The sequence below is a fragment of the Kitasatospora sp. NPDC001547 genome (assembly GCF_042894165.1).
Classification (GTDB): domain Bacteria; phylum Actinomycetota; class Actinomycetes; order Streptomycetales; family Streptomycetaceae; genus Kitasatospora.
Genome location: NZ_JBIAVL010000025.1, coordinates 21,124 through 45,242, shown reverse-complemented (window position 1 = coordinate 45,242; position 24,119 = coordinate 21,124). Strand labels below are relative to the sequence as shown.

The window sequence follows — 24,119 nt, the reverse complement described above, 5'->3', positions numbered from 1 at the left end:
GGCGGTCAGGTGGTCGAAGTCGCACGCGAAGGCCCCCGCCCGCAGAAGGGGCGAGGGCCTCGCGGTCGTCCGACGGCTGCGGGTCAGCCGCCGGACGGGTTCCTGGGCATCCCCGCACCGGAACCTCCGCCGAAGCCGCCGACCGCACCGGCTCCCTCGACCAGCTGGCCGGCCGTGTAGCCGCCGTCGGCGTCGGGGGTGCCGACGACGGTCACGCTCTGGCCGGGCAGCAGGTCGGCGACCTTGCCCTCCTTGTTGAGCTGGACCTTCGTCGCGTCGCCGGTGGTGACCTTGATGGTGTTGCCGTTGGTGTCGGTCAGGTAGACGGTGGTGCCGTCGACGGCCTTGACCGTGCCCCGCGCGAAACCGGGCTGCCCGCCCTGGCCCTGCCCCTGCCCGCCCTGGCCCCCACGACGGGAGTTGTTCTGCCCGTACCCGCCACCAGCCGCCGCAGCGGCGGCCGCGGGCCGGGCCGAGGCCTTCCCACCGGTGGACCCGTGGTTCTGCTGGAACCAGACCCCGCCCGCGAACGCCCCCGTGGCGATCACGCCGCCCGCCAGCACCAGGCTGAGCCAGGGCAGCTTCCGCCGTGGCGGCGCGGCCAGTTCGGCGCTCACGTCCCGGGCGTCCGGCGGGGTGGCGAGCAGGGCGAGCTGCTCGGCCGGGCCGGCCGGGGTGCCGGCCTCGACCGGCGCACCGGTGGCGACCGTGGCGATCTCTTTGCTCATGACAGTGGAGTCCTACTCGTGCCGGAGGGCGTCGATCGGCCGCAGCGAGGCGGCCCGGTTGGCGGGGTAGCTGCCGAAGAACAGCCCGATGGCGACGGCGATCGCGAACGCGCCGAGCACCGATTCGGGGATCACCACCGGCTTGATGCCGACGATGCTGAAGTGCGAACCGGCGATCCCGGCCGCCACTCCCAATCCCGCGCCGATCACCGACAGCAGTGTCGACTCGGTGAGGAACTGCCCGAGGATCACCGCGCGCGGGGCGCCGAGCGCCTTGCGGATGCCGATCTCCCTGGTCCGCTCGGTGACCGTCACCAGCATGATGTTGGTGATCCCGATCCCGCCGACCAGCAGCGAGATCGCCGCCACCGCGCCGAGCAGCACGGTGAAGGTCTTCGTGGTGCTCTCCCGCGCGGTGAGCAGCGAGGCCTGGCTGGTGATCCGGAAGTCCGCCTTGGCCGGGTCGGCGATCGCGTGGGTGCCGAGCAGGACGCGGCTGATCTCGGACTGGGCCGCCGCCGTGCTGTCCGCGGACGCGGCCTGGACCAGGATCTGGTTGACCGGGCCGAAGCCGGTGAACGCGTTCTGCACCGTCGGGAGCGGGGCGACGACCACGTCGTCCGGGTCGGTGAAGCCGCTGCCGCCCTTGGCCTGGAGCACGCCGACCACGGTGAACGGCGTGCCGCCGAGGACGACCGCCCGGCCGACCGGGTCCTCGGTGTCGAACAGCTGCCTGGCCGTCGTCGCGCCGAGCACCGCGACCTTGCGCGAGGCGAGCACGTCGTCGTCGGTGAAGTACTCGCCGTGGGCGACCTTCTGGTTGGCGGTCTCGAAGTACGACGGGTAGGTGCCGACGACCGAGCCCGGGTTGTACGAGATGTTCCCGTAGAGCGCCGTCGCGCTGGTGGTGACCACCGGGGCGACGGACCTGATGGCGTCGGCCGAGGAGTCGCTCGCCAGCGCCTTGGCGTCGGCGACCGTGAGCCTCTTCACCGAGGAGGTGGCGCGGGAGCCGCCGCTCGCCGAACCGGCGCTGACCGTCAGCGCGTTGGTGCCGAGCGAGGTGATCGACTCCTTCACCGCCACCGACGAGCCGTTGCCGACCGCCAGCAGCAGGATCACCGAGGCCACGCCGATCAGCACCCCGAGCATGGTGAGCGCCGAGCGCACCTTGTTGGCGGCCAGGCCCCCGGCCGCGAAGCGGAGCGTCTGCCAGAGGATCACGCCGGCACCTCCGCCTCGTGGAGGGCGGGCGGCGGGCCCTCCACCGGGGCCTGCCGGAGGTCGCTCACGATCTGCCCGTCCACCAGCCGCAGCACCCGCTTGGCGTGCCGGGCGACCTCGTCCTCGTGGGTGATCAGCACGACCGTGCGGCCGGTGGCGTTGAGCCCGTCGATCAGGGCCAGCACCTCCTCCGTCGAGCGGCTGTCGAGGTTGCCGGTCGGCTCGTCGGCGAGCAGCATCGCGGGCGCCGTCACCAGCGCCCGCGCCACCGCGACGCGCTGCTGCTGGCCGCCGGAGAGCTCGTTGGGCTTGTGGCCGGCCCGGTCGGCGAGCCCGACGAGCGACAGTGCGGCCATCGCCCGGCGGCGCCGTTCGGCGGTGCGCACGCCCGCGTAGGCGAGCGGCAGCTCGACCTGGGCGAGGGCGGTGGTGCGGGGCACCAGGTTGAAGGACTGGAAGACGAAGCCGATCCTGCGGTTGCGCACCAGGGTGAGCTGCCGCTCGTCCAGGTGGCCGACGTCGGTGCCGTCCAGCAGGTAGCGGCCGGCGGTCGGGACGTCCAGGCAGCCGAGGATGTTCATCAGGGTGGACTTGCCGGAGCCCGAGCTGCCCATCACGGCGACGTAGTCGCCCTGTTCGACGTCCAGGTCGACGCCCAGCGGCTCGCCGCTCGCGGGGTCGGACGGGCCGCGCAGCGCGTGCACGGTGGCGTCGCCGTGCCCGTACGCCTTGGTGAGCCGGCGGATCCGGATCACCGGGACGGGACGCGCCGGGACGCGCTTGTCGATGACGTGACGCATGACCGGCCTCAGCCCCTGCCGCCGCGGCCGGCCCCGCCACCACCGGCCGCACCGCCGCCACCGCCACCGCTGCCACCGCCCGGGAGGACGGCGCCGCCACCGGTGCCCCGGTTGCCGCCGAGACCCGGGAAGGAGGCGTTCGGGAAGCCGTTCCCGCCGCTGGTGGTGGGGAGTTCGACCTTGTCGCCCTCCTTCAGCCCGGAGACCACCTGCACGGTGCTGTCGCCCTCGACCCCGACGCCGACGGTGACCCGCTCGGAGGCGCCGTCCGGGCGCACCAGGGTCGCGGTGCGCGAGGCGCCGGTGCCGGACAGGGCGGAGGCGGGCAGCGAGAGCGCGTTGTCGGCCTCGCCGGTGATCACCTGGACGGTGGCGCTCAGGCCGGTGCGCAGGGTGCCGGTGTCGCCGGTGATCTGGAGCGTGGCCGCGTACTGGACGGCGGCGGAGCCCGCGTTGCCGCCGCTGCCGCCACTGCCGCTGGGCAGCGGACTGACCGACAGGACGGTGGCGTTGAGCTTGGTGTCGGACTGGGCGTTCAGGGTGACGGTGGCCGCCTCGCCCTTCTTCAGCTTGAGCGAGTCGAGCTCGGAGAAGTTCGCGGTGACCTGCATCCCGGTCGGGTTGGTGAGCACGATGAAGCCGCTCGGGGCGGACGTCGGACTCGCGCCGTTCCCGGACGTCTTGGCGGAGGACGAGGAACCGCTCGCGGTGGCCCCGACGGTGTCGCCGACCTTGCCGGCGACCGAGGCGACGGTGCCGTCCACCGAGGCGGTCAGGGTGGTCCCCGCCAGCGCCGCCCGGGCGTTGGCGAGGTTGGTCTGCGCGGTGGCGACCTGCTGCTGGGCCTGGGCCACGGCCGCGTCGTCGACCTTGGTGGTGGTGATCGTGGTGGTCTGCGGGGCGGGCGTACTGCTCCCGCCCGCCCCGCGACCGCCACCGGCGCTGCCGGCTCCGGTCCCGGACGCGGAGGCCCCGGGCCCGGAGGTGGTGCCCGGCAGCGGCTCGGTGGTCGTGGTGGTGACCCCGGCCCGGGCCTTGGTGAGGTTGGCCTCGGCGGTGGTGAGCGCCGCCTCGGCCGCGTCCACCTGCTGCCGGGCCGCCGTGGTGTCGACGGTGGCGAGCACCTGGCCCTTCTTCACGGCGTCCCCCACCGCGACCTTGACCTCGGTGAGCCGGCCGCCGGTGGTGAAGTCCTGGGCCGCGTCGGTCGGTGAGACCAGGGTGCCGGTTCCGGACACGGTGGCCAGGACGGTGCCCTTGGACACCGTCGCGGTACGGGTCGCGGGCCTGGCGGCGGCCGGGCCGGAGCTGCCGCTGACCGTGGCGTACACCAGGGCGGCCCCGCCCAGCAGGGCCACGCCGAGCGCGGAGTTGACGAGGACGGCGCCTCGCCGCCGTGGGAGCACCTTCATGCCGGACAGCTTCCCGGTGGGCTCTTGCGGAGCCCTGGGCACCGGCTGGGAGAAGACTGACCGGCCGGATCCGGGCATTCCGGACGGATGCCCCGTCCTCCGTCGGCGCCTTGGCCGCTCCGTGGCCGGCTGTTGGCCGAACTCCCAGCGGGCTCCCAGTGATCCACAGCCTTCTGGAAGGACGTGCGAGGAGCCCCGCGGAAAGACGCAGCGGCGCACCCGCACCGAACGCCGCAGGGGCGCGCCGGAGATCCGACGCGCCCCTGCGGGCCTCTGCGGGCCCCGAACGACAGCCAGAGAAGTCAGAGCGACTTGCGGAAGGCCTCCGCCACCGACAGGAAGATCGTGTTGCCCTCGGCCTCGCCGATCGACACCCGCACGCCCTCCGGGAACGGCCGCACGACCACGCCGGCCTCGGCGCACGCGGCGGCGAACTCCTGCGAGCGCTCGCCCAGCCAGAGCCAGACGAAGTTGGCCTGCGAGTCCGGGATCTCCCAGCCCTGGGCGCGCAGCCCGGCCACCACCCGGGTGCGCTCCTCGACCAGCGCCTCCACCCGCACCAGCAGCGCCTCCTCGGCGCGCAGCGAGGCGACGGCGGCGGCCTGGGCGAGTTGGCTCACGCCGAACGGGGTGGCGACCTTGCGCAGCGCGGTGGCCACCGGCTCGTGCGCGATCGCGAAGCCGACCCGCAGGCCCGCCAGGCCGTAGGCCTTGGAGAAGGTGCGCAGCACGCAGACGTTCGGGCGGTCCCGGTAGAGGTCGATGCCGTTGGGCACCTCGGGGTCGCGGATGAACTCGATGTAGGCCTCGTCGACCACGACCAGGACGTCGCCCGGGACGGCGTCCAGGAAGCGCTCCAGCTCGGCGCGGTGGATCACGTTGCCGGTGGGGTTGTTGGGGTTGCAGACGAAGATCAGCCGGGTGTTCGGGGTGATCGCGGCGAGCATCGCGTCCAGGTCGTGGTCGCCGTTCGCCTTGAGCGGCACCGGGACGGGCGTGGCCCCGGCGACCGTGGCGACGATCGGGTACGCCTCGAAGGAGCGCCAGGCGAAGATCACCTCGTCGCCCGGGCCGGCCGTGACGAGCACCAGCGACTGGGCGATGCCGACCGAGCCGGTGCCGGTGGCGATGTGCTCGGCGGGCACCCCGAAGCGCTCGGCGAGCACCGAGGTCAGCTCGGTGACGCCCATGTCGGGGTAGCGGTTGAACGAACCGGCCGCGGCGACCGCCGTCTCCAGCACGCCGGGCAGCGGCGGGTAGGGGTTCTCGTTCGAGGACAGCTTGTAGGCGTCGGCGCCGGCCGGCTTGCCGGGCTTGTACGTGGGGATGCCGTCGAGGGTCGGCCGCAGCCGCGGGCCCTGCGCTGACGTACCACTGCTCACGGTCGTACTCCGTTTCCAGTTGCGGAACTCTCCGGTGCGCTCGCCCGCCACGGACGGGTTCGCCTCCGTGCCCGGGACCTCGTGTCGCACCCGGACCACCCCGGTCGGGTGCCTTGCACGATACCGACCGCCCTCACCCGTAGGAGTGAGATGCCCGGTCGGGTTACAGGCGCAGATCAGCCATTCTGCCCGGTTCCTTTGGCACATGTCAGAGGTAAGAGTGCTGGTTTCAGGCGGGTATCGAAGGGGCGCACCCCGGCTCACTCTTGGAGAAACGTATCTCCGCGGGCTCCCGATGCGCCGGTCACAGACCCTTGTCAGGAGCCATACGATCGGTCCGCCATGACAGCAGCAGCCAACCAGAGCGGTCGGCGTCCCACCACCTCAAGGCGTCTGGAACGGGCCGGCATCCGGGATGTGGCAGCAGCCGCCGGAGTGTCGATCACCACTGTCTCCGACGCGCTGAACGGAAAGGGCCGCCTGCCCGACGAGACCCGCAGCCGGGTGCGCGAGGTCGCCGAGCGCCTCGGCTACCGCCCCTCCGCGGCCGCCCGCACCCTGCGCACCGGACGGTCCGGCCTGATCGGGCTGACCGTCACGACCTACGGTGAAGAGCCGTTCACCTTCACCGAGTTCGCGTACTTCGCCGAGATGGCCCGGGCCGCCACCAGCGCCGCCCTGGGCCGCGGCTACGCGCTGGTGGTGCTGCCCGCCTCCTCCCGCCACGACGTCTGGGGCAACATCGCCCTGGACGGCACCGTGGTGATCGACCCGCCCGACCAGGACCCCCTGGTCAGCGAGCTGTACCGGTCCGGCGTCCCGGTGGTCAGCGACGGCAAGCCCGGCAACTGCCCGGTCACCGCCTGGGTCGACAACGACCACGAGGCCGCCGTGCTCGGCATCCTCGACCACCTCTCCGAGGCCGGCGCCCGCCGGATCGGCCTGCTCACCGGCACCAGCACCGACACCTACACCCGGCTCTCCACCGAGGCGTACCTCGGCTGGTGCGCCAAGGTCGGGCAGGAGCCGGTGTACGAGACCTACCCGGCGCACGACCCGGCCGCCGGCGCCGTCGCCGCCGACCGGCTGCTCGCCCGCCCCGACCGGCCGGACGCCGTCTACGGACTGTTCGACCCCAACGGCACCGACCTGCTGGCCGCCGCCCGCCGGTACGGCCTGCGGGTGCCGGACGACCTGCTGCTGGTCTGCTGCAGCGAGAGCGACGTCTACGCGGCCACCGAACCGCCGATCACCACGCTCTCGCTCAAGCCGCGCAAGATCGGCACCACCGTGGTCAACCTGCTCATCGACGCGATCGAGGGCGTGGACTCGGGGACGGGCGTCGACATCGCCCGGCTCTTCCCGCCGCGCTTCCGCACCGCCGGCACCGGGCCGCCGCCGGGCACCCTGATGCCGACCGAGCTGATCGTCCGCGCGTCCTCCCAGCGCCGGAGTCCGCGCACCACCGTCAGCCCGCCCCGGGCCCCGGGCGAGGTGTAGACCACTGCGCCCTCCTGGATCGGGACCGGCCCGGGACGGGCCCGCGGGGAGTGGGCCGAGGGCCGTGCCGAGCAGACGACCAGAGCTGATGAGACCGTACCGAGCCGGGACAAAACGGACCTTGCGGGACCGCCCGGCTGACGCTCCGGAGGATTGGATACCCACCAGGTGACGACGCCGGGAGAGTGGTCTTCCTATGATGGGCGAATGACACCCGAGGACCGCTTCCCCGGGCCCGAGCACCCCCACTCGGGCCCCCGCCACCAGCCGGACCTCGACGTGCTGCCGTACGGCACCTATTACGAACCCGATCCCGCGACCGGCTACCCCGCCCCGTCCTACGAGGGGGAGACGTACGACGGGGAGACCTACAGCGGCTACGGCGGAGCCCGCTACCTGGAGCAGCACTGGCCCGCCGACGGCCAGGGCCACACGGTGCACGCCCAGGGGGTCGGCCTGGACCACGGCCCGGCCTTCTCGCAGCAGGGACAGGGCGGCTACGAGGACGGCCCGGGCTACCGGGACCGCGCCGGGTACGAGGACCGCCCGAACTACGAGTCGCCGGAGCGGAACGGCTACGACGGTCCGGAGCAGGGCGGTTACGACGGCCGGGAACAGGGCGGCTACGACGGCCCGGACCAGGGCGGCTACGACGGCCAGGGGCAGAAGGGCTACGAGCCCACCCTGCCCGACCAGCCGTCCCCGGCGCTCCAGCTCGACGGCCGCGACGACCCGCCGACCATCGAGCTCGGCCCGCCGCTGCCCGACCCCGCCGTGCCCACCTACCCGTACCCGGCCCCCGGCCCCGGCGAGCCCCCCGGCCCGGTCTACGTCGTCGGCGACGTGCACGGCTACCTGGACGAGCTGCGCGCCGCCCTGCACGGCCAGGGCCTGATCGACGCCGACGGCCACTGGTCGGCCGGCCGCGCCCGGATCTGGTTCCTCGGCGACTTCACCGACCGCGGCCCCGACGGCATCGGCGTCATCGACCTGGTCATGCAGCTGGCCGCCGAGGCCGCCGCGGCCGGCGGCTACTGCCGCGCCCTGATGGGCAACCACGAACTGCTCTTCCTCGGCGCCGCCAGGTACGGGGACGAGCCCGTCCAGTCCACCGCCGGCACCGCCTCCTTCCTCGCCGCCTGGCGGCTCAACGGCGGCCAGCAGAACGACCTGGACCGGTTGGAGGCGCACCACATCAGCTGGCTCTCCCGGCTGCCCGCCATCGCGCTGGAGGACGGCCACCTGCTGCTGCACTCCGACACCACCGCGTACCTGGAGTACGGCGAGTCCATCCCCGACGTCAACGACGCGGTGCACGGACTGCTCGCCGACGGCAGCGTGGACGAGTGGTGGGACTGCTTCCGCCGCTTCACCAAGCGGTTCGCCTTCCGCGGCGACGCCGGCCCGCTGGCCGTCCACGAGCTGCTCGACACCTACGGCGGCAGCCGGATCGTGCACGGGCACAGCCCCATCCCGTACCTCACCGGCGCGGTGCACAACGACGACGGCCAGCCGCCGCACATCCCCGGGCCGTACGTGTACGCGGACGACCTCGCGGTGGCGATGGACGGCGGCGTCACCATGGAGGGGCGGCTGCTGGTCGCCCGGCTGCCGATCGACTGAGGCGCCCTCGGGCCGCCGACAGATCGTCAACCGACCATCGTCGTAGAACAGTTGTTCCCGGCGCTCGGTTCGTCGCATGCGCGCGTCCCGGGGCGCGAAATTCCGGAAACCGACTGTCAGCCCGGGCGCGCCCGCCCCTACCATGAGGCACACCACACCCGGCCGCCCGTCCGGCGGCCCGCCTCCGCGCCCGTTCCGGCGCCCTGAGGGCCGCGCGCCCCCGGGGCGGAGCGAACGGGGTCCGCACGAACGGGGTCCCCATGTCCAACCCCCCGCCACTGCTCGCCGAGGACCGCCCGGAGTACGAGCGCCTCCTCACGGAAGCCCTGCGCGACCGCACCGTCCTCACCGCCCTGCGCGCCCCCGGCGCGCTCACCGCCGACCAGTTGCGCATCCGCGCGCTGCGCGACGCCGACCGCGTCAACGCCGCGGCCGCCACCGAGTACACCCACTACGTCCGGCTGCGCGAGAGCCTGCACAGCACGCCCCCGCCGCCGCCCGGCAGCGAACCCGTCGCACCCGGGCTGCTCACCCAGCTGCGCTCCGGCAGCGGCGGGGCCGGGCTGTTCCCCGTCCTCACCGTGCTCACCCCGATCCTGGCCTGGGCCGCCGCCCTGTTCCTGCTGCTGATCGGCTACCTGCTGCGCGCCGCCGACCCCGACCCGGCGCTGGCCGACTCCCTGGTCACGGCCGGCTGGGTGGCGCTCGCCGCCGGGGTCGCCGCGATGGCCATCGGCATCATCGGACTGCTGCTCACCGCCCTGCGCGACGGCCCCGCCAGCGCCCCGGCCGGCACCGACCCGGAGCTCGCCGCCGAACTCGGCGACGCCCACGGTGAGTGGCGCACCGCCCTGCGCGAGCGCGGCCTCGTCCCGTACCTGCTCGACTCGCTGCCGCCGGTGCCCGGCGCGGCGGCCCGACCCGACGCCACCGGCCAGGACGCCCCCGGCCCCGACTTCAGCAGCCCCGGCTACACCTCGCCCGCGTTCACCAGCCCCGGGCCCGACGGGCTCACCGACCCCGAGGGCCGTACCCCGCGCCCGGCCGCCTTCACCCCGCCGGACTTCACCGGTCCCGGGTACACGCCGCCCGACTTCACCGGGCCCGACGAGGTGCGCTGAGCCCGACGCCCTCCGGGGGGCGGCGTTCCCCGGAGCCGGCGTTTCCCGGGGCCGGCGTTCCGCCTGCTCAGCGGAGTTTCCGGGGGACATCCCCACCCCCGGTCCGGGTGCCGCCACCATCGCCCCGGACTCCGCCGTCCGCCAGGCTGGACCCCACAAGAGGAGCGCGACCGGGGGAGACCAGCGATGAGCACCGGACCCGTCCGACCGTCCCGCACCGGACCGGCGCTGCCGCTGGTCACCGTCTTGCTGGCGGTCCTGCCGGCGGCCCTGTTGGCGGCCCTGCCGGCAGCCCTGCCGGGGCTGCTTCCCACCGCCGGACCGTCCGGCGCCGCGCCGCTGGACGTCGCCGGCCGCGCACTCGACCCGCTCCGCTGGTACGAGTCCCCCTGGTTCGAGGCCGTCGCCACCCTGCTCTGCCTGACCGGCTTCGCGGGCTTCGCACTGACCGGCGCGTTCCGCCGCCGGCTTCGCCCGGGCGCCCCGCCCCGGGCCGCCCGCTGGGCCGCCCTCGCCGGGACGGTCGCCGCCCTGGGCGCCCTCGGCTACCTGCTCTTCCTGGTGCTCACCGCCGCGATGTCCCCCGGCCCGGTCCTGTTCGGCCGCCCGGTGGTCTGGCTGGCCGTCCAGCTGCTCGGGCTGTTCGCCCTCGGGGCGGCCGCCGTCGCCGCGGCCGGCGCCCGGCGGGAGCGGGCCGACCCGGCCGCCACCACCGCCGACCGGGTCCGGCTGGGCGCCCTGCTGCTGGCCGGGCTGGTGTTCCTGCCCTGGGTCCTGTCCTGGGGGCTGCTGCCCTGACCCCGGCAGCTTCGAACCACCGCCGCCGTCTCAGGCCGCCGCCATGGCCGGACGCCCAGCCGTGGACGAAGGCCGACCGCCCGTCAGCCGCAGCGCCAGCGCCCGCTGGCCACGGGCGATCCACCGCAGCGGCCAACGCAGCAGCAGGTACAGGCACAGGCCCCAGCCCGCCGCGTGCACCGTCCAGACACCGGCCATGGTCGGGCCGCCCCAGGCCTGGTGGTAGTCCGTGCCGAGGTACCAGAGCGGATAACCGAAGTTCCGCACCGAGTTGAACAGCGCGTACCCGACCAGCAGCAGTGCCAGGGCGTCCAGCGGCAGTCCCAGGACTGCCCGGGCCAGCACCCGGCCGCCGGTCCACCCGTGGCCGCCCGACACCCGCGTCTGCCACCGGGCGGCCGCGGCGGGCCGCCCGGTCAGCACCAGGGCGGCCCCCACCGCGCCGGCCGGCAGTGCCAGGCCGGTGCGGAGGGCGGCCGGGACGGCCCTGCTGGACTGACGGTGGTTCGCGGGCATCGTGTCGGCTCCTCCGGCCTCGTTCGGTCGATGTCCCCACCCTCCCGTGCCGGGATACGGCCGGTCGTCACACCGGGGAGCCGGATCCGGCGTCATACCCGGGTACGACGCCGACCGCCGCCGGTGCCGACCGCCGGCGCACCCCCGCTCCCCCGCCCGGGGGAACGGGTCCGGCCCGGATTCGATCGGGGTGAGGACGCCCCCGCCGGCGTTCTCCGGGAGGGTCGGTACCGGTGGCGGACGGACGGCGTCCGCCCTGGCTGGAGGCGGAAACCATGGGCGCACGGACGATCGCGGCACGACTGCACGGCACCCCCGCACCGGGCGTGCCCCGCTGGGCGGTCCGGACCGGGTACGCGATCACCCTGGCCGTCCTGCCCTCCTGCCTCTGGCGGATCGGCGGCTTCATCCTCGACCTGCCGCTGCTCGAACACGGCCCGACGCCCCCGGACCGGGCCGCCGGCTCGTTCGACGGCGGCTGGGCGTACATCCTCGCGCTGAGCGTGGTCAGCGAGGGGCTGGCCCTGCTCTGCTTCGGCCTGGTCGCCCGCTGGGGCGAGGTCTGGCCGCGCTGGGTCCCCGTCCTCGGCGGCCGCCCCGTCCCGGTGCTCGCCGCCGTGGTTCCCGCCGGACTGGGCTCGGCGGCGCTGATGGTCTTCCCGTACTCGATGGTGATGTTCTCGTTCGGCCTGACCATCCGGGGCGACCGGGACCTGGGGCTGATCACCCACGGCTGGCAGACCGCCGTGTTCTGGGCCAGCTACCTGCCGCTGGCCGCCTGGGGCCCGCTGCTCGCCGCGCTCACCGTGCACTACTACCGCCGGCGCACGGCGGGCTGAGCACGTCGGGTCGTCGCGGTTCGGAAAGCCGGTGGGCAGCCGCGGTTCAGGAACCGTCGAGCCGCCCCGGTTCAGAAGCCGGTGGGCAGCCGGGGCGTGTACGGGGCCTCCAGGGCCGCCGCCTCGGCGCCGGTGAGGCCGAGGCCGAGGGCGGCCGCCGCGTCGTCCAGGTGGCCCGGCCGGGTCGCACCGACGACCGGGGCGGCCACCACCGGGTTGCGCAGCACCCAGGCGAGCGCCACCTGCGCCATCGGGACGCCGCGGGCCTCCGCGACGCGCTGGACGGCGTCCACGATCGGGCGGTCGACGTCCGCGAAGAACCGCCCGGCCACCGGGTCCCCGGCCGAGCGGGCGGTGCCCTGCCCGTACGGCCGGGCCAGCCGGCCCGAGGCCAGCGGGCACCAGACCAGGCTGGCGATGCCCTGATCGGCGAGGAAGGGGAACATCTCCCGCTCCTCCTCCCGCTGCACCAGGCTGTACTGGTGCTGCATCGACACGAACCGCGGGCCGCCCGCCACGGCCGCCGCGTGCCGCAGCTCCGCGAACCGCCAGGCCCACATCGAGGAGACCCCGACGTACCGGACCTTCCCGGCCTCGACCACCTCGCGCAGGGCCGCCACCGTCTCCTCGACCGGCGTCGCCGGGTCGAAGCGGTGCAGTTGGAAGAGGTCGATGTGGTCCGTGCCGAGCCGGGCCAGCGAGCCGTCCACCTGCTCCAGGACCGCCCGCCGGGACAGCCCGGAGCCGCCCGGGCCGTCGTGCATCGGCAGGCCCGCCTTGGTCGCCAGGACGACGTCCTCACGCCGGGTGAAGCGCCGCACCGCCCGGCCGACCAGTTCCTCCGAGGCGCCGCCGCCGTACACGTTGGCGGTGTCCCAGAGGGTGATGCCGAGCTCGACCGCCCGCCGGAACACCGGCGCCGCGGCCTCCTCGTCCAGCGCCCACGGGTTGTGCCCGGTGCCAGTGCCGCCGAAGCCCATGCAGCCGAGCGCGATCCGGCTGACCTCCAGGTCGGTGCCGGCCAGCTTCAGGTAGTCCATCGTCCTCCTCCTTCTCCGGGCGCTCCGGCTTCTCCAGGTGATTCGGTGCTCTGCCCCCGCGCCTACGCCGGGTACGGCGCGGCGGCCCGTGCGGCCTTCAACGCGCCTGCCCACCAGGACAGTTGGTCGAGCAGGACCTTGGCGTAGCCGGGCGCCTGCGGGTCGTCCGGGCGGCCGTCCGACCAGGCGGTGAAGTAGTTCGGGAAGGCCAGGCCGTCCCGGATGGTCACCGCGTGCAGCTCGGTCAGCACGTTCTCCAGGTGCAGTACGGCGTGCCGGCCGCCGGCCGCGCCGCCGTAGCTGACGAAGGCGACCGGCTTGGCCGTCCACTGGGTGAAGTGCCAGTCGATCGCGGCCTTCAGCGAGGCCGGGTAGCTGTGGTTGTACTCCGGGGTGACGACGACGAAGGCGTCGGCGCCCTCCAGGGCCTCGGTCAGCTCGGCCATCCCGGCCGGACGCGGGTAGTCGTCGCCGACGAACTTCGGTGAGGCGGAGGGCAGTTCGAGCGGCAGCTCGACCTCGGCGAGGTCCACCACCTCGACCTCGAAGCCCCCGTGCGCGGCGGCCTGCTCGGCCACCCACGAGGACACCACCGGGCCGAACCGGCCCTCCCGGACGCTGCCGAGGATGATCACCAGCTTGTGCTTGTTCGTCTCCATGGCCACCACTCTCAGCCCGCCATCCACCCGCAACCAGGCCGTGCCCAGGCTGGCCCCCGCAGGGCCACCCTGCGCGCGGCGATCAGCACTACGCTCGCCATATGGGCACACCACTGGGGGACTTCATCCGCGCGAAGCGGGACAGCATCCAGCCCGAGACGCTGGGCCTGCCCGACCACGGCCGCCGCCGCTCACCCGGCCTGCGCCGCGCCGACCTAGCCGTCCGCGCCGGCATCAGCGTCGAGTACCTGACCAGGCTGGAACAGGGCCGCGACCGCAACCCCTCCACCGCCGTGGTCAACGCCCTCGCGGACGCCCTCAGCCTCGACCCCGCCGAGCGCAACCACCTGCGCTACCTCACCAAGATCGCCGGCGGCGCGTGCGCCGGCCATACCCGGCCCGCCCCCGCCCCGCGCGAACTGCGCCCCACCGTCCGCGAGACGCTGCGCCTGCTCGAACCGGGCATCGCCGCCGTCACCAACCGCCTCGGCGACGTCCTCGCCCACACCAGCGGCTACGCGACCGTCCTCGGCGCCGCCGGACTGCTCGACAGCCCGGCGCCCAACCTCACCCGCTACGTCTTCACCGACCCGCGCGCCCGGACCCTGTTCGCCGACTGGGACGACGTCGCCGACGAACAGGCCTTCGACATCTGGCTCGGCCCCTCGGTCGAATCCGCCGAGTGGCTCAGCACCGAACTCGCCCCGCTCACCGGCCCCGAGTTCACCCGCCGGCTCGGCAACCACCTCGTCCCCCGGCGCGGCCCGCTCCGCCTCCGGCACCCGTCCGGCCCCGAACTCCGGCTGCTGCGCGAGACCCTGGACCTCACCGACGACTCCCAGCAGCTCGTCGTCCTGCTCCCCGCCGACGATGAGACGGCCGCTCACCTCGACCATCTGCTCACGCCGGGGCCGGTCCGGCTGCGCGCGATCTCCTGACCACCGCCTCCGCGACGGGCCGCACCGGCCACCCGGTCGGCACCGGCCCCGTCGGCACCGGTCATCCCGTCGGCACCGGTTCTATCGGGTGGCCCCGTCGGCACCGGTCATCCCGTCGGCACCGGTTCTATCGGGTGGCGCCGTCACCCCGCCGACGCCACGCACGACGGCGCCGCCCCACCGGCCCCCCGCGCCCCGGCGGCGTCCGTCGCCGCCTGGACGAAGGCGAGGACCCGCGCGGTGGTGTTGCTCTCCAGCCAGACCGGGCCGCGCTCGATCGGCAGCGCGTCGTGGATCGGCACGTACGCGACGTCCGGACGCGGGTAGTAGCGGCGGGAGTGCTCCCCGACCGGAAGCACGCCGCGGCCCATCGCGACCAGGCTGAGCATCTCGGAGAAGGTGCTGCCGGACGGCCCCTTGGGCACCGGGCGGCCCGACGGCGTGCGGTCGGGGGTGCGGTCGCGCTTGAAGCCCACCGAAGTGACGGCCGGGTACTGCACCACCGGGTGGTCGGCGAGCACCTCGACCGACACCGACGGTTCCGCGGCCAGCGGATGCCCGGCGGCCACCGCCAGGACCCGCTGCTCGGTCATCAGCACCGGCCCGCGGGCCATGCCGTCGAACGGGTAGGAGGCGATCAGGACGTCGATCGAGCCGTCCACCAGGCTCGCCCGGGAGTTGGAGAGCTGCACCTCCCGCACGTCCACCCGGCACTCCGGGTGCCGCTCGCCGAACAGCGCGGCCGCCCTGAGCAGCACCGGCGCCGTCCACTCCCCGAGGAACGCCACCCGCAGCTCCCCGCTGACACCCCGGCTGGCGTCCTCCGCCCGGCGCAGCGCCTCCGCCATCGCCGCCACCACCGGGACCAGGTCGTCGGCCAACCGCCTCCCCACGGCGGTGAGTCCGACCGACCGGCTGGTGCGGTCGAAGAGCGGCCCGCCGATCCGGCGCTCCAGCTTCTTCACCACCTGGCTGACCCGCCCGGTGGTCAGGTGTAGCCGCTCGGCGGTCCGGCCGAAGTGCAGCTCCTCGGCGAGCGCGAGGAAGACCTCGACCTCCAACCGTTCCAGCATCCCGCCCCGCCCCTCGATCGTTGAATCCGGCTCAACGATCGTACGGCGATCGCGCATTGATCAGATATCCGGACCAGGGGATCGTTGAACACGTCACCGGCCGAGCGGGAAGCCCGCCCCGCGCCGACCACCCCGCCACTTCCGGAGAACCCCCATGACCAGCACCGACCGCCGGATCACCGCCGGACTCTTCGTCTCGCTGGACGGCGTCGTCGAGGCCCCCGAGACCTGGCACTTCCCGTACCTGAACGAGGAGATGGGCGCCGTCGTCGGCGGGATGGCCGCCGCGGCCGACACCCTGCTGCTCGGCCGGCGGACGTACGAGTCCTTCGCCGCCGTCTGGCCGCACCAGACCGGCGAGATGGCGGACGGCCTCAACGCGATCCGCAAGCTGGTCGTCTCCACCACGCTCGACAAGGCGGAGTGGAACAACTCCACCGTCCTCTCCGGGGACGTCGTCGCCGAACTCACCGCGCTCAAGCGCCGCCCGGGCCGCAACATCAACGTCACCGGCAGCATCATGCTCACCCGCACCCTGCTGCGCGCCGGGCTGATCGACGACCTCCACCTGCTCGTCCACCCGATCGTGCTCGGGCAGGGCATCCGCCTGTTCACCGAGCAGGACCGCACGCCGCTGCGGCTCGCCCACTCCGCCACCTTCAGCACCGGCGTCGTCCACCTGCACTACCAGCAGGCCTGACCGCTCCCCGCGCTCCCCCGCCCGTCCCCCGCTCTCCCCCGTCGTACCCCAAAGGACCCCACCATGCGCGTCGTAGCCTTCGACCACCTCGTCCTCAACGTCGCCGACGTCGAGCGCTCGCTGGCCTTCTACACCGGCCTCCTCGGCCTGGCCCCCGTCCGGGTCGACGAGTGGCGGGCCGGCCGGGTGTCGTTCCCCTCCGTCCGCGTCGGCCCCGAGACCATCATCGACCTGGCCGAGGGCCCTCGGCACGAGTCCAACGTCGACCACATCTGCCTCACCGTCGAGCCCCTCGACTGGCAGGAGGTCATCGACGCGGGCACCTTCACCGTCCTCGAAGGCCCCGTCCCCCGCTACGGCGCCCGCGGCACCGCCACCTCCGTCTACGTCCAGGACCCGGACGGCAACACCGTCGAACTCCGCTGGTACCCCCAGGACGCCACCGCCTGACCGGACCCCCGCCCCAGCCCCACGGGGGTGGGCAGGGGCGGGCCCACCAACCCCCGCGCACAGCGCCGCCCCGGAAGGCCATACCTCCCGGGGCGGCGCTCGGGTGCCGGGCTCCGGCGTCAGTCGGCGAGCGGGAGGTAGACCCGGTTGCCCTGGGCCGCGAACTCCTCGGACTTGGCCTGCATGCCGGCCCGCGCCTCGGCGTCGAACTCGGTGTCGACGGCGCTGGAACCGTCGCCGTGCTCGTCGCGGATCTTCTGGCTGATCTTCATCGAGCAGAACTTCGGTGAAGGCACCACGGGGACGCGCTGCGCCGGTCAAGGGCGGATCGAGGCGAAGACCTCGATCTCGCACTTGGCCGCACCGCTGCGCTCGATCCTTGCGTCGCTGGTGATCAGCGGTACGCCCAGGGCCTCCGCCAAGGCGACGTACTGGGAGTCGTAGGTGCTGAGGTTCGCGTGCAGGTTCTTGACCCGATCCCAGAAGGGCAACGTTTCCCGCTTGGCAATGGGAAGCATCCGGTACGCGGTGATCGCCCTCTCCACTTCCCTCTCAGTCAGTTTGCCGCCACGTTTCATGCCGAGGAGGGCTGACTGGATCTCGTAGTCCAGGAGGGTGGGCGCGTAGACGTCCCCAGCCTCGGCCACGCGGCCGCGGACGAGCTGCCCGTCGGGACCGTGGGCAGTGAGAACCAGGACCAGCGCGGAGCAGTCAATGACGATCAACGCCCGGCTCGCCCCTCATCAATCGCCGCGAGGACATCGGCGGTACTGACGGTGGCAGTGGTCTCCCGGTTCAGCCTGTCCATCATCTCCGCCATGGTGGGCCTGGATGCCTCCTTGGCAATCAGGTCCTGCATGAACGCCTGGAGCGACTTGCCGGCCTGCGCTGCGCGAACCTTCAAGGTCTGGATCTGATCGTCCGGGACGTCCCGGATTGTGAGGACTGTCATGCCTGCATTCTAGCGCTGATATCTGCAAAATGCAGATATCAGCTGCATCGATCCTCGGGCCTCAGCAGACGAGCAGCGGAACCACGAACGGCGGCCCCGAGAGGCGAAATACTCTCGGAGCCGCTCTCGCACGTGGGTGCGGTCAGTCGGCGAGCGGGAGGTAGACCCGGTTGCCCTGGGCCGCGAACTCCTCGGACTTGGCCTGCATGCCGGCCAGCGCCTCGGCGTCGAACTCGGTGTCGACGGCGCTGGAACCGTCGCCGTGCTCGTCGCGGATCTTCTGGCTGATCTTCATCGAGCAGAACTTCGGACCACACATCGAGCAGAAGTGGGCGGTCTTGGCGGGCTCGGCGGGGAGGGTCTCGTCGTGGAACTCGCGGGCGGTCTCCGGGTCGAGGGCCAGGTTGAACTGGTCCTCCCAGCGGAACTCGAAGCGGGCGTCGGAGAGGGCGTCGTCCCAGGCCTGGGCGCCGGGGTGGCCCTTGGCCAGGTCGGCGGCGTGGGCGGCGATCTTGTAGGTGATCACGCCGGTCTTGACGTCGTCCCGGTTGGGCAGGCCCAGGTGCTCCTTGGGGGTCACGTAGCAGAGCATCGCGGTGCCCCACCAGGCGATCATCGCGGCGCCGATGCCCGAGGTGATGTGGTCGTAGCCGGGGGCGACGTCCGTGGTCAGCGGGCCGAGGGTGTAGAACGGCGCCTCGTCGCAGATCTCCTTCTGGAGATCCATGTTCTCCTTGATCTTGTGCATCGGGACGTGGCCCGGGCCCTCGATCATCACCTGGACGTCCCGCTCGCGGGCGATCCGGCCGAGCTCCCCGAGGGTCTTCAGCTCGGCGAACTGCGCCTCGTCGTTGGCGTCCGCGATCGAGCCCGGGCGCAGCCCGTCCCCGAGCGAGAAGGTGACGTCGTAGGCGGCGAGGATGTCGCAGAGCTCCTCGAAGTTGGTGTAGAGGAAGTTCTCCCGGTGGTGCGCCAGGCACCAGGCCGCCATGATCGAGCCGCCGCGCGAGACGATGCCGGTCTTGCGGCGCGCGGTGAGCGGGACGTAGCGCAGCAGCACGCCGGCGTGGACGGTCATGTAGTCGACGCCCTGCTCGCACTGCTCGATGACGGTGTCCCGGTAGACCTCCCAGCTCAGCTCCTCGGCCTTGCCGTCCACCTTCTCCAGGGCCTGGTAGAGCGGCACGGTGCCGATCGGCACCGAGGAGTTGCGCAGGATCCACTCACGGGTGGTGTGGATGTTGCGGCCGGTGGAGAGGTCCATGACGGTGTCGGCGCCCCAGCGGGTGGCCCAGGTCATCTTCTCCACCTCCTCCTCGATCGAGGAGGTGACGGCCGAGTTGCCGATGTTGGCGTTGATCTTCACCAGGAAGTTGGTGCCGATGATGGCCGGCTCCACCTCCGGGTGGTTCACGTTGACCGGGATGACGGCCCGGCCGCGCGCCACCTCGGCGCGCACGAACTCCGGCGCGAGGCCCTCCCGCAGCGCCACGAACTCCATCTCCGGCGTCACCACGCCCCGCTTGGCGTAAGCGAGTTGGGTGACGGCGACGCCGTCGCGGCCGCGCAGCGGGCGACGCGGGCGGCCGGGGAAGACGGCGTCCAGGTTGCGCAGGTTCCCGCCGCGCGGCGAGGTGTGCTTGATCCCGTCGTCCTCGGGGCGCGGCTCGCGGCCGTCGTACTCCTCGACGTCGCCGCGCTGGCGGATCCAGGGGTCCCGCAGCGCGGGCAGGCCGCGCCGCACGTCGGGCTCGTAGGACGGGTCGGTGTACGGGCCGGAGGTGTCGTACAGCGGGACGGTCCTGCCGTTGGTGAGCCGCACCTCGCGGTACGGGACGCGCAGGTCGGGGCGCGATCCCTCCCGGTGGGCCTTGCGCCAGGCCGGGGTCGGGTAGCCGGTGCGCTCGCTGCTGGGGGCGCCCTGGGCAGACTGCGGCTGTGCTTCGAACGTGGTCATCTGACCTCTACTCCCTACGCCGGCATTACCCGGTCAGGTTCCTGCGGTCGACGCAGCCGTCGGTCCGTCCGTCGACGTCCCGGTCAGCGCCCTCTCAGCCCGGTGCTCCGAGCTCCCGCGTCGCAGGCGGTGTTGCCTGCACACGACGCCCAACACCGTAGCGAGCGGATCGCCGCAGGTCCAGAGCGCCTCCCGGCCCGCCCGCGCGGCCGCCCCCGGCTCGGTCGCGTTGGGCCGCCGGAGAACGGCCGAGGCCCGGCGCCCCTCGTGGGAGGGGGCCGGGCCTCAGGGCGGCGTTGCGGGGTGGCGGGTCAGCTCCTGGCGGCCTTCTTCACCAGGACCACCACGGCGGCCGCGATGCCGACCACCACCAACAGCTTGATCACGATCGAGAGCAGTGCGCCGACGACGCCGAACACGAACGCGACGACGTTCCAGGCCAGTACCAGGACCAGCACCGGGATGACGATGTTGCGCACCCAGGAGGGCAGCGACTTCCAGAGCTCAGCCATGTCGGTTCCTCTTCTCCCCTCGGGTCGGCCGCCGTCCGGTGCCGCATCCCGCTTGCTTTCGGTACTTCGATCGTACGGTGGCGCGAGTGCCGGAACGAGGCCCGGCGGCCCGGAGAGAACCCCGAGATCACCCCTACCCCGGCCCCCCGGGTGACCCCGGAGAATTCGTCCGGCGGAGTACAACCTCCGGCGTTCCGGAGCGTCCAACTGGTGCCGGGCGCAAGGCCGTCCGGCGCCATCGACCAGGGGGGAACCTGATCATGCTAGCCAGAACAGCCGTGTCCACAGCCGCTCTCGCGGCGCTCAGCCTGGCCGCCGCGGCGCTCGCCGCCGTCCCGGCGACCGCCGCACCCACCGCGGCACCGGCAACCGCGGCGACCGCTGCCGCCGACGTCACCGCACCGGCCGGGTTCGTCGGGATGACTCCGACCCGGGTCCTGGACACCCGCGACTACAACCAGGTCCCGGCGACCCGTACCGCGCGGCCGCTCCACGAGGGCGAGTACTACTCGACCCCGCTCGCCACGTTCTGCCGCAGCCACCCCCCGCAGGACTGCACCAGCGTCGTGCCGTCCGACGTCACGGCCGTGGTGGTCAACGTGACCGTGACCAACCCGACCGCCGACAGCTTCCTCTCGATCAGCCCCACCGCCGGGGCGCCGGGCACCAAGCCCGCCACCTCCAGCCTCAACTTCACGGCCGGCCGGACCGTCTCGAACCTGGTCACGGTCGCGGTCGGCCCGGTCAGCCGCACCTCCCCCTGGCTCGCCCTCTACAACAACGCGGGCGACGTCGACGTCGTGCTCGACGTGGTCGGCTACTACCGGACCGCGGCGACCGACGGGTTCGGTCCGCTGACCCCGACCCGGATCGCCGACAGCCGCAGCGACGGCACCGGCCGGCTCGGTGGCGACGCGGTGCGCACCTACCAGGTCGCCCGCCCCGAGCTGGGGACCGCGGACGCCACCTCGGTGGTCCTCAACGTCACCACCACGGACGGCTCCTGGGACAGCTTCCTGACCGCGTACCCGACCGGGAAGCCGCGGCCCGCCAAGGGCTCCAACGTCAACTTCCCGGTGGGATCGACCGTCGCGAACCAGGTCGTGGTGCCGGTCGGAGCGGACGGGAGCATCGACGTCTACAACCGGGCCGGCTGGGTGCACGTGATCGTCGACGTCGTCGGCTACTACGGGCCGTCCGGGAAGGGCCTGTTCAGCGCGCTCAGGACGCCGGTACGGAACCTCGACACCCGGGTCACCGGCGGCATGCTCCAGCGGGGGGCGACCGCGGCCGTCCAGGCGGTGCCGACGGACGGCTCCGTCCCGAACGTCGTGGGCGTGGAGGCCAACGTCACGGTCACCGACGTCACCGACTTCGGCCACCTCACCGTCTTCCCGGGCGGGGGCCAGCCGCCGAACACCTCCACCGTCAACGTCGAGCCCGGCCGGACCGTCGCCAACTCGGTGTCCACCGCCGTGACGGCCTCGGGCACGTACTCGGTCTACAACCACGGCGCCGCGGCCGACGTCGTCGCCGACCTGACCGGCTACTTCGTCACCGGCTGACCCTGCACCGCGCGCGCCCGCCGTCCGGTGCACGGCCCGGACGGCGGGCGCGCACCCGAATCGGACCGGCCGGCGCACGGCTTGACCGACCGGCGCACGGCTCAGACCGGCCAGCGCTCGCCGCGCCAGGCGGCGTCCCAGAACATCCACTCGTAGCGCGAGGTGGTCACGAAGTGCTCGACCACCCTGCGGCGTTCGGCCGCGGAGAGCTCCTCGCCCAGCCGGTCGGTGAGCGCCAGCACCCGGCGGACGACCGACTGGAAGGCCTCGTCGCCGTAGGTGGAGATCCACTTGGCGTAGAGCGGGTCGGGCGAGCCCTGGGCGAGCAGCGCCTCGCCGACCCGGGCGTAGATCCAGTAGCAGGGCAGCACCGCGCCGACCGCCTCGGCGAAGGAGCCCCCGTAGACGGTGGCCAGCAGGTAGCTGGTGTACGCCCGGGTGGTGGGCAGCACCGGCTCGGCGGCGGCCTGCTCGGCACTGCCGCCGAAGGCGGTCAGGAACTCGGCGTGCATGCCCTGCTCGGCGGCCAGCGCGCCGACCGCGTCGTCGGCGAAGGCCCGGACGTCCTCCTCGCCGGGCGCCTTGGCGGCGCAGACGGCGAGCGCGCGGGCGTAGTCGCGCAGGTAGTGCGAGTCCTGGACGACGAAGTGGCGGAAGGCCTCGCGCGGCAGGGTGCCGTCGGTGAGCCCGGCCAGGAAGGGGTGGGCGAGGATCTCGGCGTACACCGGCTCGATGGCCGCCCAGAGTTCTTCGGTCAGCGTCTTGGTGCTCATGACGCGACCCTAACCGGCGGGCCGCACGCGTCCTCCGACGCCCGGGCGTTCAGTCCTCCGGCGGGGAGAACACCACCAGTACCCGCAGTTCCTCGGTGACGTGGTGGAACCGGTGCGGAGTGCCGGCCGGCACGTACACCACCGTGCCGCGCCCGACCGTCGCGGTCTCGGAGCCGACGGTGAGTTCGGCCCGGCCGCTGATCACCTGGTAGATCTCGTCCTGGTCGTGCGGGGTCTGGGTGTCGGTGTCGCCGGGGGCCAGCGCGTACAGCCCGGCGGACATCCGCGGTTCGCGCAGGAACCGCAGGTACGCGCCGTCGTTGGCCGCCCGTTCGGCGTCCAGTTCGTCCAGCCGGAAGAGCTTCACCGCCGCCGTCCTCCCTCGTTCGCGGACCGGTCCGTCCACCTCCCGGACCAGGGGCATTCAACACCAACCCGCCGTGTGGTGGTTCCGCCGGGACGGGGGTTCCTGCCAGGCTTGGGCGGCATGAAGGGTTTCGTCATCAAGACACTGATCAACGCGGCGGCCATCTGGGTCGCCGCCTGGATCGTCAGCGGCATCCAACTCGCCCAGGGGAACGCGGACTGGCAGCACAAGGCGCTCACGGTGCTCGGCGTCGCCGTCGTCTTCGGCGTCGTGAACTGGCTGATCAAGCCGGTGGTCAAGCTGTTCTCGTTCCCGCTGTTCATCCTCACGCTGGGCCTGATCACCTTCGTGATCAACGCCCTGATGCTCCTGCTCACCTCCTGGGCCTCCGGGAAGCTGAGCCTGGACTTCCACGTGACCAACTTCGTCTCCGCGCTGGTCGGTTCACTGATCATCAGCCTGGTCTCGTGGGGCCTGCACCTGGCCCTGGACGACGACTGAGCGGTGTCGTGCGGGCGGCCGGAAGGGGCCCGCACCCGGGTTGTTCACCGGGTGCGGGCCCCTTCGTCGTGCCTGCGTCGCCTGCCGGACCGCTCACCCCGCGTTCTCACGCCCCTTGAGCAGGTCGGCGAGCTGGGCGTCGATGTCCTGCCCGGTGGACTCCTGGCCCACCGGCACCAGCCGGTCGGTGCGCGCCAGGAAGGCGATCAGCGGCGCGGAGGAGGCGCACAGCAGGGCGTCGCCGTCGGGGGAGCGCAGCACGATGCGGACCTCCGAGAGCTCCTCGCCGACCGGGCGGATGTGCACGTCGCCCTCGCCCGCGGGCCCGCTGAGCCCGTCGAGCAGCAGCTCCCGCGCGAAGTACCAGGTGACCGGGGCGTCGCCGGGCAGGTGGAAGGTGAGCCGGACGGCGTACGGGTCGTCCGCGTCGTACCCCAGGTCCACCAGGAGGCGGAAGGAGAGCTCGTGCGAGACCACGAGGTTCATCACCAGGTGACCCTGGACTGTGCTGTGCTGCATGGCGCCAGTACCTCTCGTTCAGCCCGCGCCGTCGGTTCGCTTGGTCCGATGGCGGCCGGACATGGTTTCGACGGTTTTTGTGACGGTTTAGGCAACCAATCCACGTTCGATCACCATCGTCCATGTTTGCGGATGTCATGGACAAGGTGTGCTTTTTCAAATGGTGAACG

27 protein-coding genes and 1 riboswitch are annotated in these 24,119 nt (G+C 73.1%); of the genes, 10 read left to right on the top strand and 17 right to left on the bottom strand.

The features are described 5' to 3' along the window. Window positions 1–83 precede the first annotated feature (83 nt). The 5 genes from ACFY0X_RS31325 to hisC all read right to left on the bottom strand — a co-directional run bounded on the left by ACFY0X_RS31325 (window position 84) and on the right by hisC (window position 5,546). Entirely contained in the window at window positions 84–728 is a 645-nt protein-coding gene (locus ACFY0X_RS31325; protein WP_387759643.1) for a hypothetical protein, read from the bottom strand. A 12-nt stretch (window positions 729–740) separates the two neighbouring features. Then, window positions 741–1,952, bottom strand: a complete 1,212-nt coding sequence (locus ACFY0X_RS31320; RefSeq protein WP_387759642.1) for an ABC transporter permease — start codon at window positions 1,950–1,952, stop codon at window positions 741–743. Further along, window positions 1,949–2,752, bottom strand: a complete 804-nt coding sequence (locus tag ACFY0X_RS31315; RefSeq protein WP_387759640.1) for an ABC transporter ATP-binding protein — start codon at window positions 2,750–2,752, stop codon at window positions 1,949–1,951. The genes ACFY0X_RS31320 and ACFY0X_RS31315 overlap by 4 nt, the downstream gene beginning before the upstream one ends. 8 nt (window positions 2,753–2,760) lie before the next feature. Then, window positions 2,761–4,164, bottom strand: a complete 1,404-nt coding sequence (locus ACFY0X_RS31310; RefSeq protein WP_387759638.1) for an efflux RND transporter periplasmic adaptor subunit — start codon at window positions 4,162–4,164, stop codon at window positions 2,761–2,763. A gap of 302 nt (window positions 4,165–4,466) precedes the next feature. Next, window positions 4,467–5,546 (bottom strand): histidinol-phosphate transaminase, encoded by a 1,080-nt coding sequence (hisC, locus tag ACFY0X_RS31305; RefSeq protein WP_387759637.1) that lies wholly within the window; start codon window positions 5,544–5,546, stop codon window positions 4,467–4,469. A 342-nt stretch (window positions 5,547–5,888) separates the two neighbouring features. Here hisC and ACFY0X_RS31300 point away from each other — a divergent pair, with 342 nt between their 5' ends. The 4 genes from ACFY0X_RS31300 (at window position 5,889) to ACFY0X_RS31285 (ending at window position 10,588) form a co-directional block, all read left to right on the top strand. Further along, on the top strand, window positions 5,889–7,046 hold the full coding sequence (locus tag ACFY0X_RS31300) for a LacI family DNA-binding transcriptional regulator (RefSeq protein WP_387759635.1): 1,158 nt from the start codon (window positions 5,889–5,891) through the stop codon (window positions 7,044–7,046). 207 nt (window positions 7,047–7,253) lie between these two features. Next, window positions 7,254–8,669, top strand: a complete 1,416-nt coding sequence (locus tag ACFY0X_RS31295) for a metallophosphoesterase (protein ID WP_387759633.1) — start codon at window positions 7,254–7,256, stop codon at window positions 8,667–8,669. Window positions 8,670–8,929: 260 nt separating this feature from the next. Then, on the top strand, window positions 8,930–9,790 hold the full coding sequence (locus ACFY0X_RS31290; protein WP_387759631.1) for a hypothetical protein: 861 nt from the start codon (window positions 8,930–8,932) through the stop codon (window positions 9,788–9,790). A 186-nt stretch (window positions 9,791–9,976) separates the two neighbouring features. Continuing rightward, the gene (locus ACFY0X_RS31285; RefSeq protein WP_387759630.1) at window positions 9,977–10,588 is read left to right on the top strand and encodes a hypothetical protein; all 612 of its coding nucleotides are present in this window, start codon (window positions 9,977–9,979) and stop codon (window positions 10,586–10,588) included. Between the two features lie 30 nt (window positions 10,589–10,618). On the opposite strand, the gene ACFY0X_RS31280 is transcribed toward ACFY0X_RS31285, so the two are convergent. Next, window positions 10,619–11,104 carry a hypothetical protein gene (locus ACFY0X_RS31280; protein WP_387759628.1) on the bottom strand — a complete coding sequence of 162 codons (486 nt, stop codon included), beginning with the start codon at window positions 11,102–11,104 and terminating at the stop codon, window positions 10,619–10,621. 275 nt (window positions 11,105–11,379) lie between these two features. Here ACFY0X_RS31280 and ACFY0X_RS31275 point away from each other — a divergent pair, with 275 nt between their 5' ends. Further along, a complete protein-coding gene (locus ACFY0X_RS31275; protein WP_387759626.1) occupies window positions 11,380–11,943 on the top strand; it encodes a hypothetical protein in 564 nt (187 codons plus the stop codon). 71 nt (window positions 11,944–12,014) lie between these two features. Here ACFY0X_RS31275 and ACFY0X_RS31270 read toward each other — a convergent pair whose 3' ends face one another. After that, entirely contained in the window at window positions 12,015–12,983 is a 969-nt protein-coding gene (locus ACFY0X_RS31270; protein WP_387759624.1) for an aldo/keto reductase, read from the bottom strand. Between the two features lie 62 nt (window positions 12,984–13,045). Then, window positions 13,046–13,642, bottom strand: coding sequence for an NADPH-dependent FMN reductase (locus tag ACFY0X_RS31265; RefSeq protein WP_387759623.1), 597 nt, complete (start codon window positions 13,640–13,642; stop codon window positions 13,046–13,048). Between the two features lie 101 nt (window positions 13,643–13,743). On the opposite strand from ACFY0X_RS31265, the gene ACFY0X_RS31260 reads away from it, so the two are divergent. Beyond that, complete coding sequence (locus tag ACFY0X_RS31260; RefSeq protein WP_387759622.1) at window positions 13,744–14,580, top strand: helix-turn-helix domain-containing protein; 837 nt, start codon at window positions 13,744–13,746, stop codon at window positions 14,578–14,580. A gap of 143 nt (window positions 14,581–14,723) precedes the next feature. Here ACFY0X_RS31260 and ACFY0X_RS31255 read toward each other — a convergent pair whose 3' ends face one another. Further along, window positions 14,724–15,653 carry a LysR family transcriptional regulator gene (locus ACFY0X_RS31255; protein ID WP_387759620.1) on the bottom strand — a complete coding sequence of 310 codons (930 nt, stop codon included), beginning with the start codon at window positions 15,651–15,653 and terminating at the stop codon, window positions 14,724–14,726. 154 nt (window positions 15,654–15,807) lie between these two features. On the opposite strand from ACFY0X_RS31255, the gene ACFY0X_RS31250 reads away from it, so the two are divergent. Then, complete coding sequence (locus tag ACFY0X_RS31250; protein WP_387759619.1) at window positions 15,808–16,353, top strand: dihydrofolate reductase family protein; 546 nt, start codon at window positions 15,808–15,810, stop codon at window positions 16,351–16,353. Window positions 16,354–16,416: 63 nt separating this feature from the next. After that, window positions 16,417–16,803: a VOC family protein gene (locus tag ACFY0X_RS31245; protein WP_387759618.1), complete on the top strand. Its 387-nt coding sequence runs from the start codon at window positions 16,417–16,419 to the stop codon at window positions 16,801–16,803. A 119-nt stretch (window positions 16,804–16,922) separates the two neighbouring features. Here ACFY0X_RS31245 and ACFY0X_RS31240 read toward each other — a convergent pair whose 3' ends face one another. The 5 genes from ACFY0X_RS31240 to ACFY0X_RS31220 all read right to left on the bottom strand — a co-directional run bounded on the left by ACFY0X_RS31240 (window position 16,923) and on the right by ACFY0X_RS31220 (window position 20,224). Then, window positions 16,923–17,075: a thiamine biosynthesis protein ThiC gene (locus ACFY0X_RS31240; RefSeq protein ID WP_387759617.1), complete on the bottom strand. Its 153-nt coding sequence runs from the start codon at window positions 17,073–17,075 to the stop codon at window positions 16,923–16,925. Window positions 17,076–17,120: 45 nt separating this feature from the next. Beyond that, window positions 17,121–17,528 (bottom strand): type II toxin-antitoxin system VapC family toxin, encoded by a 408-nt coding sequence (locus tag ACFY0X_RS31235; protein WP_387759615.1) that lies wholly within the window; start codon window positions 17,526–17,528, stop codon window positions 17,121–17,123. Then, a complete protein-coding gene (locus ACFY0X_RS31230; protein ID WP_387759614.1) occupies window positions 17,525–17,755 on the bottom strand; it encodes an antitoxin in 231 nt (76 codons plus the stop codon). The genes ACFY0X_RS31235 and ACFY0X_RS31230 overlap by 4 nt, the downstream gene beginning before the upstream one ends. A 142-nt stretch (window positions 17,756–17,897) precedes the next feature. Further along, a complete protein-coding gene (gene thiC / locus ACFY0X_RS31225; protein ID WP_387759612.1) occupies window positions 17,898–19,712 on the bottom strand; it encodes a phosphomethylpyrimidine synthase ThiC in 1,815 nt (604 codons plus the stop codon). Next, window positions 19,707–19,841: riboswitch (TPP riboswitch) on the bottom strand. (Overlaps the previous gene by 6 nt.) A gap of 182 nt (window positions 19,842–20,023) precedes the next feature. Further along, window positions 20,024–20,224: a DUF5326 family protein gene (locus tag ACFY0X_RS31220; protein WP_387759609.1), complete on the bottom strand. Its 201-nt coding sequence runs from the start codon at window positions 20,222–20,224 to the stop codon at window positions 20,024–20,026. 278 nt (window positions 20,225–20,502) lie between these two features. Between ACFY0X_RS31220 and ACFY0X_RS31215 the strand changes: the two genes are divergently transcribed. Beyond that, window positions 20,503–21,789 carry a hypothetical protein gene (locus ACFY0X_RS31215; RefSeq protein WP_387759608.1) on the top strand — a complete coding sequence of 429 codons (1,287 nt, stop codon included), beginning with the start codon at window positions 20,503–20,505 and terminating at the stop codon, window positions 21,787–21,789. A 101-nt stretch (window positions 21,790–21,890) separates the two neighbouring features. Here ACFY0X_RS31215 and tenA read toward each other — a convergent pair whose 3' ends face one another. Both tenA and ACFY0X_RS31205 read right to left on the bottom strand, forming a co-directional pair. Further along, window positions 21,891–22,562, bottom strand: coding sequence for a thiaminase II (gene tenA / locus ACFY0X_RS31210; RefSeq protein ID WP_387759606.1), 672 nt, complete (start codon window positions 22,560–22,562; stop codon window positions 21,891–21,893). Window positions 22,563–22,611: 49 nt separating this feature from the next. Beyond that, window positions 22,612–22,929: a cupin domain-containing protein gene (locus ACFY0X_RS31205; protein ID WP_387759604.1), complete on the bottom strand. Its 318-nt coding sequence runs from the start codon at window positions 22,927–22,929 to the stop codon at window positions 22,612–22,614. Between the two features lie 120 nt (window positions 22,930–23,049). Between ACFY0X_RS31205 and ACFY0X_RS31200 the strand changes: the two genes are divergently transcribed. Continuing rightward, a complete protein-coding gene (locus ACFY0X_RS31200) occupies window positions 23,050–23,430 on the top strand; it encodes a phage holin family protein (protein WP_387759603.1) in 381 nt (126 codons plus the stop codon). Window positions 23,431–23,523: 93 nt separating this feature from the next. On the opposite strand, the gene ACFY0X_RS31195 is transcribed toward ACFY0X_RS31200, so the two are convergent. Next, window positions 23,524–23,949, bottom strand: a complete 426-nt coding sequence (locus ACFY0X_RS31195) for an SsgA family sporulation/cell division regulator (protein WP_387759601.1) — start codon at window positions 23,947–23,949, stop codon at window positions 23,524–23,526. Between the last annotated feature and the right edge of the window lie 170 nt (window positions 23,950–24,119).